The following is a 15354-nucleotide window of genomic DNA, read 5'->3' as shown; positions in this document are numbered from 1 at the left end:
AATAAATAATAAAGTTATTTTCATGCTTTGCTTGTAAAAACGCTTGGATTGGACAAAATACTTAATGAAGAGTATGGATTAGACTTATCTATATTTTTCTAGACCAATCACAAGGGGTGGATAGTTATGCCGAATGTTCAAGTAAGCTGTGCTGTATCAAATTGTGTTTTCCATGCCAAAGGTAATTTTTGTGGTGCTGAAAAGATAGCAATCGATATGGATAAACGTATCGATAAGAAACATGATGCAGAGTTTGCTTCTGATTTTGAAATGCATATGTCCAAAGAGGCGGCAAGTCAATCATCAGATACGTGTTGTAAAACATTCAGATCTAAAGAAAAAGAAAAACTTTAGATGATAGGTATAGGTTGTTTAAATAATTGCAAATAGAGAATTAAGGGCAATATTTAAATAATTTATCTTTACCTTATAATTAATGATTTGGTCACTTTGAAAGTCGTCTTCCTATATGGAAGATGACTTCTTTTTTTAGCATTTTTTATAGTGCCTCTTGACCTTCCAGTTACTTGAAGGAATACGATAATATTATCATCCGATTGGAGTATAGGAGGTATGGAAATGGAAAAATACGAAGATTTAGTAGTAAGCGTAGTTTCGATAATGGGAGATGCTTATGACATGGGTTTTCAACAAAGTAAGGAAATACAATCATCTGCTCATTTAATACAAGATGAACTGTTTCTTGCCTTATCAGCTACTTGTAATGCTCAAAAGGCTCAAGAGGCATTACAGAATATTTCACCGAATCTTTTACAAGAGATAAAAGGGTTAGCTTCTGGTTTAGAACAGTCATATGAATCCCTTATAAAAATGTATAGTGGTTATAATATGACATTTCCAGATATGGGATGTACGTCGTTTGTGCATAATGGGCATTATGTGAGAAATTACGATTTTAGCCCTACTTTATATGATGCAAGGCTTGTTTTTTCTAATCCGTCAGAAGGGTATGCAAGTGTTGGATTTAGCCAGCAAATCATTGGTAGGCTAGATGGAATGAATGAAAAAGGATTAGTTGTAGGACTTCATTTCGTTAATAATGAATGGGAAGGAGATGGCTTTCTTGCGTCAACAATTGTTCGAATATTACTGGATAAATGTAAAAATATTGAAGAAGCCATTTTGCTATTAAAAAAAATCCCACATCGTTATTGCTACAACTACTCGATGATTGATCGAAGTGGGAAAGTGGTCGTGGTAGAGGCTACACCAATGGAGCAAATTGTTTTTGAACAACACTCATTTATGTGTACTAATCATTTTGAATCACAAGAATTGAAAGAGAAAAATAAAGCATCTATTGATAATTCAATACAACGCAAGCGCTATATAAATCATTTTGTTGCAAACGCATGTACGACTGCTATGTCTGCTTTTCAATATTTTAATGATGGAGATTCACCACTATTTTTTAAGCAATATAAAGAATACTTTGGTACATTTCACACAGTGCTATACTCACCAAATCAATTAGAAGTCATTGTGGGAATAGGGGAGAATAGTGAGCCACTTACGTTTTCCCTGCATCAATTTTTAAGGGGTGACCTTATTCTTCCGACAACCATAAAAGGAAAAATACTTCAGGCTATCTAATTCGTCATGCATAGTTTATAATTTAATAGATACTAGGGGGAATGGCATAACTTTTGTTGGGCTGTTCTCCTTTCCTTTTGTTGCTATTTCGCTTTTCGAAAGAAAATGAAATTATTTTATATAGTATAACAATTTAAAATTTTTATAAAAGATAAACTTGGATATAAGTTATATTTCAAAGGGATTTTTTTAAAACAAACATGAAAAAATGAAAATTACTATAGTATAATATTATTGCAGTTATCATAAATATTAAATGTTACAGTAGTAAATACACATAATTAAATATTTAATACAATAGATGAGGAAGTACCAGTTTGTATGAAAAAACGTAAAATTAAACTAATATTAGTATTAGCGACAGTATTATTGTCATTGTTCACAAGTTTAAATGTTGTCACTTCTTATGTGAAGATGAAAAAAACGGTGGAAGAGTCAATCGCTAACCAAAGTCTGGAAGCGGCTATATCCATTGCATCATCACTTGATGTCAAACAGTATCAGCAATTTTTAAATAATCCTGTGGAAAGTGAAGATTATTGGGAATTAAGAAGCTATTTAAATGATGCAAGAGAAAAACTGGGTGCCTTATTTGTGTATACATTAGAAATTGATAATCCTCAAGTATCAAAAGCGTTGATTGCTGGTGTACCTAATAGCTACACAGAAGGGTTTGAAATAGGACAAATTTGTACTGTGCCTGAGAAGCAAATCAAACTAGCTTATCGAGGGTTAACTTATGTTACGAATGTAATTGAGGATCCAGACCATGGCGATTATCTTTCTGTAGGAGCACCTATTAAGAATGAAAATGGACAAATTATTGGCTACCTTGGTATTGATATTGGTGCCGACAAAGTTAATGGCATTAAAGGAAAAGTTCTAGAAAATAATTTACTCATGTTTATTTATAATGGACTATTTATTTTAATCGTTATTGCTTCTTTCTTCTTTTTACAGAGATGGTATCAAAAAGAAGTGACGAAAGAAGTGGGGGTAACTGAAGATACATATCAAGCTGAAATTAAAGCGTTAATTACTTCTGTATCTTCATTAAGACATGATTTCACCAATCATATACAAGTATTGCATGGGCTACTGCAACTAGGGGAGCAAGAACAAGCAAAACAATATTTATCTTCATTATCTAAAGATGTGCAGGCAATTAAATCACTAAAATTAAATATAAATCACCCTGGGCTTTCAATCTTGTTGCAAACGAAAAAACTTGCAGCCCAAAACCATAATATTGAGATGGATATATCTGTTTCACAGGATGCTTTTATTAATATTAAAACAACAGATTTAATTAAGTTATTATCAAATTTAATTGATAACGCTATTGATGCCACAACTGAATTGCCGGAGAGCGAACGTAAAATGACAATTTGTTGTCATGCGGATGAAACGAAGTACGTCTTTGAAATTATTAATACAGGACCGACAATATCTGAGCCGGAACAAATATTTAAACAAGGGTTTACAACAAAAAAACCTGAATTCGGTAAAATAAGAGGGCAAGGATTATTTATCGTAAAAGAGGTTGTCAAAAAATATAATGGAAATATCTCTATTCAAACGACAGCCGAATTAGAAACGACAGCGACTGTAATCATTCCTCTAAAGTGAAATAGTGCAGGGCGATAAGTGCATGTATGTATTGCCATAACATTATAGGCTAAATCCAATTTGTTAGATTTAGCGACTCGATTTGTGTTTACAGGATTTAAAATTGTGATAAGGTTTCTATAAAAATAAGCAGAAAGCTCCCTATATTTTGTAGGGAGCTTTTGGTTTTGGAGTAAATTCACGTGTGATGCGCATCATTTTATGTACAAAGTAAGTCATATATTAACAGTAAATATTTAAGGTAGGTTAGGGGGCAAAGAAAGATTTGGAACAGTCAATTCTTGATTTACTGCGAGCTGGTGGCTTCATTTTATATGTTAGACATGGGGAGGCAACAGTTGGAAAGGATCAGCCATATTTTAATTTTCAATATTGCTATACACAACGTAATTTGTCTGACTACGGTCGAAGAGAGGCCGCTTACTATGGACAAATGCTTCGTTATTGGCAAATCCCGATTAATTCACCTATTATTGCAAGCCCGTTGTGTAGAACAATTGAGACAGCGCAGCTAGCATTCCCCACAATGTATATTCAAATCGACCCTTTTTGGTTTGAAATTAATAAACTAGGAGGGGACATATCAGCTATAGAACAACAGCATATTTTGAAAAATGTTCAATCTCAATTAGAAAAGACACCTCCCTTTGGGACAAATCAAGTAATTATAGCGCATAGTTTTCCAAATGGAATAGGGTTAGGTAAAATTCCTAATATGGGAACGGTCATTGTAAAGCCTAAAGGTGAAGGTAACGGTTATGAAATTATAAAACAGCTACCATTAACTGATTTAGCGACTTTAGGGAATCCTCTTTATAAATAGGTAGTGAAAGTTCAATGTATTCAACCTAATAAGCTTTTATTTCTAACCCTCTTATGAGTGTTCTGATTTTTGGAATAATGTTTTTACATGCTTATTATTTATTGTAAAATAAGAATCTATGAATAGGTGGTTAATAATATGAAACGAGAGGGAATTGTTAAATGGTATAAAGAAGAAAAGGGCTATGGCCGTATTATGCTGAATGGTGAGGATAAAAATCACGTTTTTGTCCATTTTAGCTCAGTTTTACCGAATAATGAAAAATTTCCGGATGGCTATAGATTTCTTAAACAAGGTCAAAAAGTGTCCTTTGATTTAATTGAGCAGCCACATTCTACTGATCAAAAGCAAGTTGCGGAAAATGTTGAAATCCTATCAGACTAAATAGGAAGAAGTGTAATCAATAGTGCTTTCTAATAGCTCAATTTTACGCTAAGGATACACACAATTTCTTTGATGTCTATAACACACATGATGAAGTCTATCGTTACACAAATAATTATTACTTAGTAGACAATGTGAAGATTTCCCATGGGAATGATGGCGGACCGAGCTATCATTCGCGAAATAAGTAGGATGTTACAATCGTAGAATGCTACACAATAAGTGCTTAAAGAAGGTTATTTTAGATGGTCGTTATACTATTCGAATTTCTAACAATTTGCCTGAAAAAGTAATGAAAGCGACAGAGCAAAAAGCAATTGAGAAAAAAATGATGGAATTAGCTACTATTTCAATGAAATAAAATTAGTAAAACAAGATGTTGCATTTTTGCTATAGATTTTGTATCTGTATTATATTGCGTTAACTAAATTATATAGGCTTGAAAAATTCGCTTAAAAACATTATTTCTAAAATTAAAAGGGTAGGTCACCTAATATCTTGGTGAGCTACCTTTTTGTAATTATAAGCACATCTGGTAACAAAAAAGATGATAGATTGATTTAAGTAGAATTTATTGGGTAATATACGTGTGCAATAAAAACTGCTCTTATTTTCTGAAAAATAAAATATTCTAATAATTTCAATTGTTGTATGGTAAAATTTATTTGGTACAGATGGTGTTATATAACAACATGAAGATAAATCAAATAGTTTTAATGTACAAAAAATCGCTTATAAAAAAGGAGGGAAAATATTAAATCGAAGCTTTAACTCTTGATAGATTTGATGAAAGCGTATACAGTAGCTAAGGAGGAAGGTGACTGAAAACCTTTTGATTTGTAAAACATAGGCTAGTTAGCAAAACTATAGAAGTCATAGTTTTTGCTATTTTGCTATGAATTAATTAAACGTAATTGTTTTGGTTAAAATTATGTGCCTTTGCGTACTATACATACTTTAGCGTATGAAACATTCTGTCGAAAAAGTGAAAATTAGTTTAAAGGTACCTTGTGAATGTTAGTGAATCATGTAAAATAGAGTCGATTGCGGGCTATTAGACTAAAAGTTCTAGGGCTTTTTAAATAAGCGAAGTTTATGAAGTGTCCATTATTTTAAATAAGCGATGGATAAATTATTTTAGTAGTAGCATACTAAAATTTATTCAGTTGATTTTATTTTAAACGCAATGCTTTTAGCAGAGTTGGTATATGTAATGGAAAACCACTGCAATACCCTGGCAATGGGGGCAAGGTCTTGGTTTTAGTATAGACAAATGACTTTATGGACTGACTTCGCATTTTTTACTACTTTTTGATTAGTTTATTACTATAATATTGTAGTAGATATTTTATTCTTTAATTAGTTGTGATAGACTATTGTAAGTTTATAGTTGATACAGAAAAGGTGTGTAACTAGTTTACACCGACATCATTTCTGCAAATCTTAAAATATAAGGATGGTAAAAATGAGTAACAGAGTAACTAAATCAGACGTCATCTTAATTGGTGCCGGAATTATGAGTGCGACTTTGGGGACGATGCTCAAAGAATTAGCACCGGACTGGAATATTACTGTGTTTGAAAAACTTTCAAACGCCGGTGAGGAAAGCTCTAATGAATGGAATAATGCAGGAACAGGGCACGCAGCACTGTGCGAGCTTAACTACACTTCTGAAAAACCAGACGGTACTATCGATATTAGCAAAGCAATTAATGTTAATGAACAGTTCCAGGTTTCGATGCAGTTTTGGTCTTATCTTGTAAAAAACAAGCTTATCCAAAATCCGCAAGACTTTATTATGCCATTACCACATATGAGTATGGTAAGAGGCGAAAAAAATGTTGAGTATTTGAAAAAACGTTATGAAACAATGTCAAATAATCCTCTTTTCAAAGGTATGGAATTTTCTGATGACCCAGAAAAACTAATGGAATGGATTCCTCTTATTATGCAAGACCGTCCAGCAAATGAGGCCATTGCTGCAACAAAAATTGACACTGGTACAGACGTAAACTTCGGTGCTCTAACACGTATTTTATTTGACCACCTAAAACAAAAAGATGTAGATATCAACTACAACCATAGTGTCGAAAGTATTAAACGTACGAAAGACGGTTTATGGGAATTAAAAGTGCATGACAAAGATGGTTGTAAAATGGAGTACCATACAGCAAAATTCGTCTTCCTTGGTGCTGGCGGAGGAAGCTTAGAGTTACTACAAAAAACAGGCATTCCTGAAGGAAAACACATTGGTGGATTCCCTATCAGTGGATTATTTATGGTATGTAAAAATCAAGAAATTGTTGAACAACACCATGCTAAAGTATACGGTAAAGCTGCGGTTGGTGCGCCACCAATGTCTGTTCCACATTTAGACACTCGCTTTATCGATAACAAAAAATCATTATTATTTGGACCATTCGCTGGTTTCTCACCAAAGTTCTTGAAAACAGGTTCAAACATGGATTTATTTGCTTCTGTAAAACCGCATAATATTACTACTTTATTAGCGGCAGGAGTTAAAGAAATGTCATTAACAAAATACCTAATCCAACAACTTCTATTATCAAAAGATCAACGTATGGAAGAGTTACGTGAGTTTATCCCAACTGCTAAGAGTGAGGATTGGGATATTGTAGTTGCTGGTCAACGTGTACAAGTTATTAAAGATACTGAAGCAGGCGGTAAAGGAACACTGCAATTTGGTACTGAAGTAGTAAGTGCTGCTGACGGTTCAATCGCTGCATTATTAGGTGCATCACCAGGTGCTTCTACTGCCGTTCACGTTATGCTAGAAGTTATCAAAAAATGCTTCCCACAACAAGCAAACGAGTGGGAGTCAAAATTAAAAGAAATGATCCCTTCATACGGTATCTCATTACTACAAAACCCTGAGCTTCTTGAGGAAGTCCATGCTTCAACAGCGCAGGCACTTCGTCTAAACAAAAACTAATCATTAAAAAATATGAACCTTTGATCCATTTTGGATTGAAGGTTCTTTTTTCGTTGGAAAGGTCTAGCATTGTGACCTAAAATGGGGTTAGCACACCCTTGGTTTTCGTTTTATATAGCAAGAGACTCACATTAAAGGCAAAAAAAGTAGTTAGAATGAAAAGTATAAATGAACTAGCTATAGTTGTAAACAAAATAATTATCCAGTATACTTTTTTGGAAGGAAAGTATGAAAAGATTGTGAAAAGGGATGAGTATAAATGACATTTGAAGAAGTATTACCGCGTTTAAAAGCAGGCGAGAAAGTAATCCGTGAAGGATGGGGCGGTGCTGAATTATATGTGAAGCTTGTTGGACAAAGCGAGCATGACGGAGTAAATTTAAATCCCTATTTTTTAATCAATGTACGCGGTGAGGGCTATACGATGTTCACACCAACTGTCTGTGATTTATTAGCGGAAGATTGGAAAATCGTAAACTAAATGACCGTGATTTAAGATGAAAATAGTATGCTAGGTGTTACTTAGTATGCTATTTTTTTGATGTCAAAGTAACCTTCTAATAGAACAAAGGGTAATCATAGCAACTGGATTTTTTACTATTAGTAGATTGCTTTTTATTGAGGAGAGATGTTATGAAGTTTGAAGAGTATATTGGCAAGACAGTTTTTATAACGGGTGCTGCCTCAGGTATTGGGCAAGCTCAAGCCGTTGCATTTTTAGAAAATGGGGCCAATGTTTTCGGTTTCGATATAGATGAGCAGGGGTTATTGAATTTACAAGAGCAATACCCAGAACGCTTTGGTTTTATGGTAGGTAGTGTAGATCGGAAAAGTGATGTAGAGCAATCATTTGAAAAAGTACTGGCGATGTTTAAGGAAGTGGATATTTTACTAAATACTGCTGGCGTTTTAGATGGCTTTGCAAAAACGCTTGATACTGATGAGGCGCTTTGGGACAAGATCATGAACACGAATGTAAAGGGCACTTTTTTTGTCACGAATACGATATTACCCCATATGTTAAAACGCAAAGCTGGTATCATTGTTAATATGGCGTCTATTGCAGGGCTAATTGCAGGTGGCGGTGGTGCGGCATATACCGCATCTAAACATGCAATTGTAGGCTATACGAAACAATTAGATTTAGACTATTGCCGTGAGGGGATACGTGCCAATGCCATTGCGCCAGGTGCTATTCAAACTCCGATGACCAAAGCTGATTTTGAAGGCGATGGTGCAATGGCAAAATGGGTTGCCGACGAAACACCTGCAGGTCGTTGGGCACAACCAAGTGAAGTTGCGAATTTAACGCTTTTTTTGGCAAGTCATTCAGCTGATTATATGCACGGAGCTGTTATCCCGATTGATGGTGGATGGATAGCGAAATAGTGTTGTTCAATGTATCATTCTTCTGCTATAATACGCAAGTAAGCAAAAAACAGCTTACACTACGGCACTTCAGTTAGGGCATCACGCTCTCTTCCTTTGGTCGTAGTTAGTACTAAAATAGCAGATTGCTATTTTACAAAGGAGAATGCAAATTGAATACATCTATTGTTAAAGATTCATCGCGAACTTCTGTAAGGGAACTTACAAAGGTAGCACTGGTCGCAGCCTTGTATGTGGCTGTAACTGTAGTATTGTCAGTTATTAGTTTTGGAGCTGTCCAATTACGTCTATCAGAGATGTTCAACTATTTGGCACTGTACAATAAACGGTATGTTGTAGCAGTAACACTAGGCGTAGTATTAGCGAATTTTATGTCACCGACTTGGATTCTCGATGTCCCTATCGGTGGTATAGCAACATTTCTAGTATTAATTCTTTGTCGATCAGTAACGAAAAATATTAAGAGTGATAGTCGGAAAATGGTCATCACAGCATTGATTTTTGCACTATCGATGTTCACTGTTGCAGGCCAGTTAACCATTCTATATGATTTGCCGTTTTGGGCGACTTGGTTTACGGTTGGCGTCGGAGAGTTATTATCAATGACTGTCGGTGGAGTGACGATTCACTTATTAAATAAAAAAATAGATTTATCAAAATAAAAAAACACAGTCGCGAAAGCGACTGTGTTTTTTTCGTAATGCGATAGTTAACCGCCGATAGAAGCCTGCGAATCGCCGATAGAAATGTTGTAATCGCCGATAGAAGCCTGCAAATCGCCGATAGAAGCTCACGAATCGCCGGTAAAACGATGCAATCCGCCGATAGATTAAGATCAAGAATTATTTAAATATAGGTGTTTTTTTCAATAAAACACAAACTGGTATGGCTACAATCATCCCGAGAATATTTTGAACTAAATCTCCAGGAATAGATGCCAATGGTGCAATCCAGTTAGCATATAAAATAGCTTCACCAACGTAATAAACAGCTATCATAAATGGAACAGAAATAATCATTGCGAAAAGATTGAAGGGAATGCTGTTTCCTTTACGTCCGTTCGACCAAGCGATTTTTCCTACGATATAGCCTTGTAAGCCACGAGCAACAAATGTAATAGGGGCCCACAACATCCAACCGGAAACGACGTCGAATAAACCCATGCCAATTGCACCTGCAATGGCTCCTTTTTTAGAACCAAAAAGAATAGATGCTGTAAAAAGCATGCCTGTTCCAAGATGTACTAATCCACCATTGGCTTTAATCGGTAGTTTAATATTTAATGTGAGTGTTGCCACGAAGACAAGTGCAATTAACATTGCCGATAGAATAAGATCAAAAGTTCTTGAATGTGAATAGCTTATTGTTTTTTGCATAGTTGAAAACCTTCCTTATTTTGCTTTATAGATATCAAAGCATAGTTGCGCAAAACCTTACTTTGTAAATCAATGTTGCATGCTAGGATAACCTTAGCAAAGGCTTGGCCTATTTAAAAGTATCAATTTTGCAAAAAAAATAGTGGTCAGTTTTTATGGAAATTCAAATAATAATTGTTGACATGGAGTAAACTCCATCTTTTAAAGTGAAAGGACAAAAAGAATGGAGTGATCCAATGATTATTATTACGTATGGATTAATCGGGGCATATGCACTATTATCAGAACTTGCAGGATTGCTGCAGTGGAAAGAGAAAGGATAGCAACTGAGATCATTACTCTTTGTCATATTATCCACTAGTATTCTCTTAACAATATGGATTCGGTACAAAGAGTGAATACTTCAATTACTAATTATGGAATTTATTGCACTTCATCTAGTAGCTATTATAGAAGGATTGTTAACAAATTAGATAAAAATTCTCTTCGTTTTGTGGTGAGGTTAGAACACAATCTAACAAACCTCTAACATAATTTCCTCCTTCTTAAGCCAAACTAATTGAAATGCTTTAGGAGGGTAACGTAAATGCAAACTTATAATGCAGGGGATATTGTTTATATTTTTTATCGCAATCCGCATATTCAAGATGTAGCGAATATACAGGAGGCGGCAGTCGTAAATAATCCAGAAAATCCAAATGAATTAGCGCTCTTTCTATATGAAACGTACTATCCGTTAACAAATGACTTTGTTATTTTTAGAAGTGAAATGGATGCTGAGCAAGCGTATAATCAGTATTTTCATTAGGAGGTAGAGGATGAGAAAACCATTTACACCTCAGCTAGTCTATTTTGAGCCTAATGCGCTCGATTATCCACTAGGACAGGAATTGAAAGAGAAATTTGAGAAGCTGGGTGTGGAAATCCGTTATACGACATCTCATAATCAGGTGCGGAATCTCCCAGGTGATAACGATTTGCAAAAGTATCGTATAGCAAAGTCAACGCTTGTCGTTGGTATTCGAAAAACGTTGAAATTTGATACATCGAAACCGTCAGCAGAATATGCCATTCCGTTTGCAACTGGATGTATGGGGCATTGTCATTATTGTTATTTGCAAACAACGATGGGCAGCAAGCCGTATATTCGTACGTATGTGAATGTCGATGAAATTCTTGAGGCTGCAGATCACTATATGGCAGAAAGAGCTCCTGAAATAACCCGATTTGAAGCATCTTGTACTTCAGATATTGTAGGAATTGATCATTTAACACATACGTTAAAGAAAGCTATTGAGCATTTTGGACAAAGTGAACATGGGTTGTTGCGATTCGTAACAAAATTCCATTATGTCGATCATTTATTAGATGCCAAACATAATGGTAGGACGAGGTTTCGTTTTAGTGTTAATGCGGATTATGTCATAAAAAACTTTGAGCCCGGTACATCACCTTTAGACTTGCGCATTGAAGCGGCTGGTAAAGTGGCGAGGGCGGGATATCCACTTGGCTTTATTGTTGCACCGATTTATCTTCATGAAGGTTGGGAGGAAGGCTATTATCATATGTTTGAGCGTCTTGATGCTGAATTACCACAAGATGTGCGGGATGATATTACCTTTGAATTTATTCAGCACCGCTTTACAAAGCCAGCGAAAAGAGTCATTGAAAAAAATTATCCAATGACGAAATTAGAATTGGATGAAACAGCTAGAAGGTACAAGTGGGGCAAATATGGGATTGGCAAATATATTTATCAAAAAGAGGAAGAGGAAGATATTAAAGAACATCTTTACGGTTACATGAAGAAATTTTTCCCCAATGCTAAATTAGAATATTTTACGTAAAGACATACTGTAGCAGTAGTTTAATACTATGAGTTTGCCTAATCTCGACACACCATTGTTTTTGGTGTGTTTTTTAAGTTAATGTTGCTTCGTATAATCTTAATGTTGATGGTAACGCTAACAGTGATAGCAAAGAAAAGGGGGAGAAAACACCATGTATTCATTTCAACCAAGTTGTTGGTCAGAACATGGAGAGCTTACGGCTGTAATGCTTTGTGCACCTTCCAGTTTAGATGTGCCGGATTTAAAAACAGCAGAAAATGTGCAATGGAGCGCACCTGTTTTACATGCACGAGCAATGGACAATTTTATGGAGCTGAAGGGCACTTTACAGCATGCAGGTGTGCAAGTAATTGATTACTCAACGGAACTATTAGCAGAAGCACAGCAGCTAAGCGAACAACTTCTAAATCGTTATTTTGTGCGTGATCTTGCATGTGTATTTGGCAAACAAATGCTGCCAGGTGAAGCAGGTAGTTCAATTAGACGTCCTGAATATGGACATGCCCATGCATTGCTTGAAAAGTGGTTTCCTCAAAACTTTAAGGCATCTATGGAAACTGGCGATGTATTGGAGTTTGGGGATGTGATGGTGTTGAATAAGGATGCAGTGCTGATCAATATTGGCGTACGGACAACTAGACAGGGTGTGGAACGTGCGAAGCAAAAAATATTTGAAGCAGGATTTTCTGAAATTGGCATTATCGACTTGCCTCGGAGCTCAGACACACTCCATTTAGATATGAATTGTAATGTTGCGAACGAAGATGTTGTAATAGCGAAAAGCTTTATGCGGTATTTTCCTATATATGTTTTGACTGCTAGTACAACTCGCTTTAATATGACGGAACAATTTTTTAATCGACATGGTTTCGATGTCTATTGGCTAGAAAAATATAATACGATTCCTGATATCAATTTTTTAAATTTAAATCCAGAGACATTGTTAGTCAGTAAAAAAGCAACAAAACAGCAATTTAAAAACCATCCAAAATTACAAAAGAAAAATATAGTAGAAATTGAAGTGACCGAACTTGAAAAAGGCGGTGGTGGTATTCGCTGTATGACGTTACCATTGGTGCGGAAATTGTAAGTGGGGTGATCGAAATGGAGTCAAAAACAAGCAAAGGTCAAATGTCTTGGTGGCAGTTGTCTCTATTAGGTGTAGGTTGTACATTAGGGACAGGTTTTTTTCTAGGTACAAGCATGGCAATTGCCAAAAGCGGGCCTGCTGTTTTAATTCCATTTTTATTAGCAGCCATTGGAACGTATCTTGTCTATGATGCACTTGTGAAAATGTCTGTTGCCAATCCAGATAAAGGATCTTTTCGTACTTATGCTAAACAAGCATTTGGAAATTGGGCTGGCTTTAGTAATGGATGGGTATATTTGATTTCGGAAATATTGATAATGGGTAGTCAATTAATGGCATTGGGGATTTTTATCCAGTTTTGGTTTCCTGCCTTACCGCTATGGATGACCGCATCTGGTTTCGGAGTACTCGGTTTGCTCATTATACTTACTGGAATGAAAGGCTTTGAAAAGTTTCAAAATATATTCGGGGCGATGAAGGCAGCTGCTGTCGTGATGTTCATCATAGTTGCTGTCATCCTTTTAATAAAGGGGATAAATAGTGAGCCAAAGCAAATAAATGCTTTTGTTACTAACTTTCAAGGTTTTTTTGCTGAAGGTGTAAAGGGCATTTGGCTTGGACTACTATATGCTTTTTTTGCTTTTGGTGGCATAGAAGTGATGGGACTTCTAGTAATTGACTTAAAAGACCCCAAGCAAGCACCGAAAGCTGGAAAAGTGATGATTATCATACTGACATCGATTTACGTAAGTGCTCTCGTATGTGCGCTTCTATTAGTAGGGTGGGAAACATTTACAATAAATGAAAGCCCGTTCATTACCGCCCTTACAGATTTTCACATACCATATGTAGCAGATATAATAACAGGCATTTTAATTATTGCCGGATTTTCCACGATGGTTGCTTCCTTGTACGCAGTGGTAACGATTTTAACGGCTTTAGCAGAAGATCATGATGCGCCATCAATATTAGCGAAAAAAGGGAAAATGAAAGTGCCGTTACCTGCATTTCTTTTTCTAACAGTTGGTTTAACCGTCACCATTGTGATAGGCTTTCTTATTCCAGAAAAGATTTTTGAATATTTAATAACGGCAGCTGGGTTAATGTTAATTTATAACTGGCTTTTTATATTAGTGACATATGCAAAGCTCATGACATTAACGAAGTGGCAACATGTAAAAAATGTTGTTGGGATGCTTTTAATAGCGGTAACCGTTTCCGGTACATTAGGTGACAAAACAAGCAGACTCGGTTTTTACATAAGCCTGCTTTTCATAGTCATCATTGCTGTTGCGACATTTATTGTTATGAAAAAGCGGAGCAACAATAGCTCCGCTTAATTATTTCTCTCTTTTGGAAAGGTTAATTGAAGATTTCCCCTTAAAAATGGACATGTTGAGGGACTATGCCCCTCATCGTCGCTTAAAAAATATTGTTTCCATTCATAATTGTCCTTTTGCCCATACCATTTTAAGTCTGGATGACCTGGAATTGCGTCATACAAATCGATGCGTTTTCTTATTAGCCTTTTTAATTTTTGGCCAAGCACAGTTGTATCATTAATGTCTTCAAACACCCAGCGTGGCTGAAAGGCCATAAGCAATGTTGAAAAATGGCGACTTTTTCGAAGTTGGTGGGCAGGTGTTGCACAAAATACAAAGTAAGGCTCTCCATCAAAACAAAATTCCCATGTATGAACAGAAGGGTCGGAGGGAATTTCTCTAGGCCATTCTTTTTCATCAAATACAGTAACGTTGTTTAGCAATGTCCAAAATAGGGCTCTATAATCCTCTACCTCATAATTTTCAAGCATATCCTTTGGCGTTTCGAAAAAAATAGCATGTGAAGTATATTTTCCAGCAGATCGTGCGCAGTATCCATATTCTTTTAAGCAAGTTGCTAACGCTTTCGCTGATTGTAGCTCTCGGGGGTCTCCGATAAAGCTGAAGCGTAGTTGATTCGATAAAAAACCTGTTCTAGCAGGAATACAGGGGAACGTATTTGCTTCATCTGCAATCATTAAAGAAAAGTCTTTAAAGGCGTTCTGTTGCCATAAAGGAAGGGATGGTAAATGTTGATCAAGCCAATTTTTTTCAAATACTACTCCCACATTAGTCACCTCCTTTATACATCATTAGACTATTAAAGGAGGGGCTAATCGGTGACGAATTATTAGGGATTATTTCTAACTAGTCTCCTTAGCACGGTATTTTGCCATTTACATAAATGTGATAAATCCAAGCAAA

General features: G+C 35.7%; 16 protein-coding genes. 14 read left to right on the top strand and 2 right to left on the bottom strand.

Annotation, left to right across the window (positions count from 1 at the left end):
* Positions 1 to 126: 126 nt before the first annotated feature.
* The 10 genes from NSQ74_RS17870 (at position 127) to NSQ74_RS17825 (ending at position 9454) form a co-directional block, all read left to right on the top strand.
* A complete protein-coding gene (locus NSQ74_RS17870; protein WP_340825119.1) occupies positions 127 to 354 on the top strand; it encodes a DUF1540 domain-containing protein in 228 nt (75 codons plus the stop codon).
* A gap of 225 nt (positions 355 to 579) precedes the next feature.
* On the top strand, positions 580 to 1614 hold the full coding sequence (locus tag NSQ74_RS17865; RefSeq protein ID WP_340825118.1) for a C45 family peptidase: 1035 nt from the start codon (positions 580 to 582) through the stop codon (positions 1612 to 1614).
* Between the two features lie 321 nt (positions 1615 to 1935).
* Positions 1936 to 3243 carry a Spo0B domain-containing protein gene (locus NSQ74_RS17860; RefSeq protein ID WP_340825116.1) on the top strand — a complete coding sequence of 436 codons (1308 nt, stop codon included), beginning with the start codon at positions 1936 to 1938 and terminating at the stop codon, positions 3241 to 3243.
* Between the two features lie 265 nt (positions 3244 to 3508).
* On the top strand, positions 3509 to 4066 hold the full coding sequence (locus tag NSQ74_RS17855) for a histidine phosphatase family protein (protein WP_340825114.1): 558 nt from the start codon (positions 3509 to 3511) through the stop codon (positions 4064 to 4066).
* Positions 4067 to 4204: 138 nt separating this feature from the next.
* The gene (locus NSQ74_RS17850; protein ID WP_340825112.1) at positions 4205 to 4450 is read left to right on the top strand and encodes a cold-shock protein; all 246 of its coding nucleotides are present in this window, start codon (positions 4205 to 4207) and stop codon (positions 4448 to 4450) included.
* 208 nt (positions 4451 to 4658) lie between these two features.
* The gene (locus NSQ74_RS17845; RefSeq protein WP_340825111.1) at positions 4659 to 4811 is read left to right on the top strand and encodes a hypothetical protein; all 153 of its coding nucleotides are present in this window, start codon (positions 4659 to 4661) and stop codon (positions 4809 to 4811) included.
* 1104 nt (positions 4812 to 5915) lie between these two features.
* Positions 5916 to 7403, top strand: a complete 1488-nt coding sequence (locus NSQ74_RS17840) for a malate:quinone oxidoreductase (protein ID WP_340825110.1) — start codon at positions 5916 to 5918, stop codon at positions 7401 to 7403.
* Positions 7404 to 7662: 259 nt separating this feature from the next.
* Positions 7663 to 7884 carry a DUF2829 domain-containing protein gene (locus NSQ74_RS17835; protein WP_340825109.1) on the top strand — a complete coding sequence of 74 codons (222 nt, stop codon included), beginning with the start codon at positions 7663 to 7665 and terminating at the stop codon, positions 7882 to 7884.
* 152 nt (positions 7885 to 8036) lie between these two features.
* Complete coding sequence (locus NSQ74_RS17830) at positions 8037 to 8792, top strand: 3-oxoacyl-ACP reductase (protein ID WP_340825108.1); 756 nt, start codon at positions 8037 to 8039, stop codon at positions 8790 to 8792.
* Between the two features lie 152 nt (positions 8793 to 8944).
* Positions 8945 to 9454 (top strand): QueT transporter family protein, encoded by a 510-nt coding sequence (locus NSQ74_RS17825; protein ID WP_340825106.1) that lies wholly within the window; start codon positions 8945 to 8947, stop codon positions 9452 to 9454.
* Positions 9455 to 9634: 180 nt separating this feature from the next.
* Here the strand turns inward: NSQ74_RS17825 and NSQ74_RS17820 are convergent, their stop codons facing one another.
* Positions 9635 to 10168, bottom strand: a complete 534-nt coding sequence (locus NSQ74_RS17820; RefSeq protein WP_340825105.1) for an ECF transporter S component — start codon at positions 10166 to 10168, stop codon at positions 9635 to 9637.
* 586 nt (positions 10169 to 10754) lie between these two features.
* Between NSQ74_RS17820 and NSQ74_RS17815 the strand changes: the two genes are divergently transcribed.
* The 4 genes from NSQ74_RS17815 to NSQ74_RS17800 all read left to right on the top strand — a co-directional run bounded on the left by NSQ74_RS17815 (position 10755) and on the right by NSQ74_RS17800 (position 14448).
* Positions 10755 to 10976 (top strand): transcriptional regulator SplA domain-containing protein, encoded by a 222-nt coding sequence (locus NSQ74_RS17815; RefSeq protein WP_340825104.1) that lies wholly within the window; start codon positions 10755 to 10757, stop codon positions 10974 to 10976.
* A 10-nt stretch (positions 10977 to 10986) separates the two neighbouring features.
* Positions 10987 to 12015, top strand: coding sequence for a spore photoproduct lyase (gene splB / locus NSQ74_RS17810; protein WP_340825103.1), 1029 nt, complete (start codon positions 10987 to 10989; stop codon positions 12013 to 12015).
* A 154-nt stretch (positions 12016 to 12169) separates the two neighbouring features.
* Positions 12170 to 13108 carry an arginine deiminase family protein gene (locus NSQ74_RS17805; protein ID WP_340825101.1) on the top strand — a complete coding sequence of 313 codons (939 nt, stop codon included), beginning with the start codon at positions 12170 to 12172 and terminating at the stop codon, positions 13106 to 13108.
* Positions 13109 to 13122: 14 nt separating this feature from the next.
* The gene (locus NSQ74_RS17800; protein ID WP_340825099.1) at positions 13123 to 14448 is read left to right on the top strand and encodes an amino acid permease; all 1326 of its coding nucleotides are present in this window, start codon (positions 13123 to 13125) and stop codon (positions 14446 to 14448) included.
* Here the strand turns inward: NSQ74_RS17800 and NSQ74_RS17795 are convergent.
* The gene (locus NSQ74_RS17795; protein ID WP_340825098.1) at positions 14445 to 15218 is read right to left on the bottom strand and encodes a YqcI/YcgG family protein; all 774 of its coding nucleotides are present in this window, start codon (positions 15216 to 15218) and stop codon (positions 14445 to 14447) included. The genes NSQ74_RS17800 and NSQ74_RS17795 overlap by 4 nt on opposite strands.
* Positions 15219 to 15354 lie beyond the last annotated feature (136 nt).

The organism is Lysinibacillus sp. FSL W8-0992 (genome assembly GCF_038008685.1).
Lineage (GTDB): Bacteria > Bacillota > Bacilli > Bacillales_A > Planococcaceae > Lysinibacillus.
The sequence above is the reverse complement of the archived record's forward strand: the minus strand, read 5'-3'. Positions and strand labels throughout refer to the sequence as shown.

What these genes read in the sequence shown, in the direction of transcription:
- NSQ74_RS17870 (WP_340825119.1), top strand. Translation starts at nt 127, where the DNA reads ATGCCGAATGTTCAAGTAAGCTGTGCTGTATCAAATTGTGTTTTCCAT.
- NSQ74_RS17865 (WP_340825118.1), top strand. Translation starts at nt 580, where the DNA reads ATGGAAAAATACGAAGATTTAGTAGTAAGCGTAGTTTCGATAATGGGA.
- NSQ74_RS17860 (WP_340825116.1), top strand. Translation starts at nt 1,936, where the DNA reads ATGAAAAAACGTAAAATTAAACTAATATTAGTATTAGCGACAGTATTA.
- NSQ74_RS17850 (WP_340825112.1), top strand. Translation starts at nt 4,205, where the DNA reads ATGAAACGAGAGGGAATTGTTAAATGGTATAAAGAAGAAAAGGGCTAT.
- NSQ74_RS17845 (WP_340825111.1), top strand. Translation starts at nt 4,659, where the DNA reads ATGCTACACAATAAGTGCTTAAAGAAGGTTATTTTAGATGGTCGTTAT.
- NSQ74_RS17840 (WP_340825110.1), top strand. Translation starts at nt 5,916, where the DNA reads ATGAGTAACAGAGTAACTAAATCAGACGTCATCTTAATTGGTGCCGGA.
- NSQ74_RS17835 (WP_340825109.1), top strand. Translation starts at nt 7,663, where the DNA reads ATGACATTTGAAGAAGTATTACCGCGTTTAAAAGCAGGCGAGAAAGTA.
- NSQ74_RS17830 (WP_340825108.1), top strand. Translation starts at nt 8,037, where the DNA reads ATGAAGTTTGAAGAGTATATTGGCAAGACAGTTTTTATAACGGGTGCT.
- NSQ74_RS17820 (WP_340825105.1), bottom strand. Translation starts at nt 10,168, where the DNA reads ATGCAAAAAACAATAAGCTATTCACATTCAAGAACTTTTGATCTTATT.
- NSQ74_RS17815 (WP_340825104.1), top strand. Translation starts at nt 10,755, where the DNA reads ATGCAAACTTATAATGCAGGGGATATTGTTTATATTTTTTATCGCAAT.
- splB (WP_340825103.1), top strand. Translation starts at nt 10,987, where the DNA reads ATGAGAAAACCATTTACACCTCAGCTAGTCTATTTTGAGCCTAATGCG.
- NSQ74_RS17805 (WP_340825101.1), top strand. Translation starts at nt 12,170, where the DNA reads ATGTATTCATTTCAACCAAGTTGTTGGTCAGAACATGGAGAGCTTACG.
- NSQ74_RS17800 (WP_340825099.1), top strand. Translation starts at nt 13,123, where the DNA reads ATGGAGTCAAAAACAAGCAAAGGTCAAATGTCTTGGTGGCAGTTGTCT.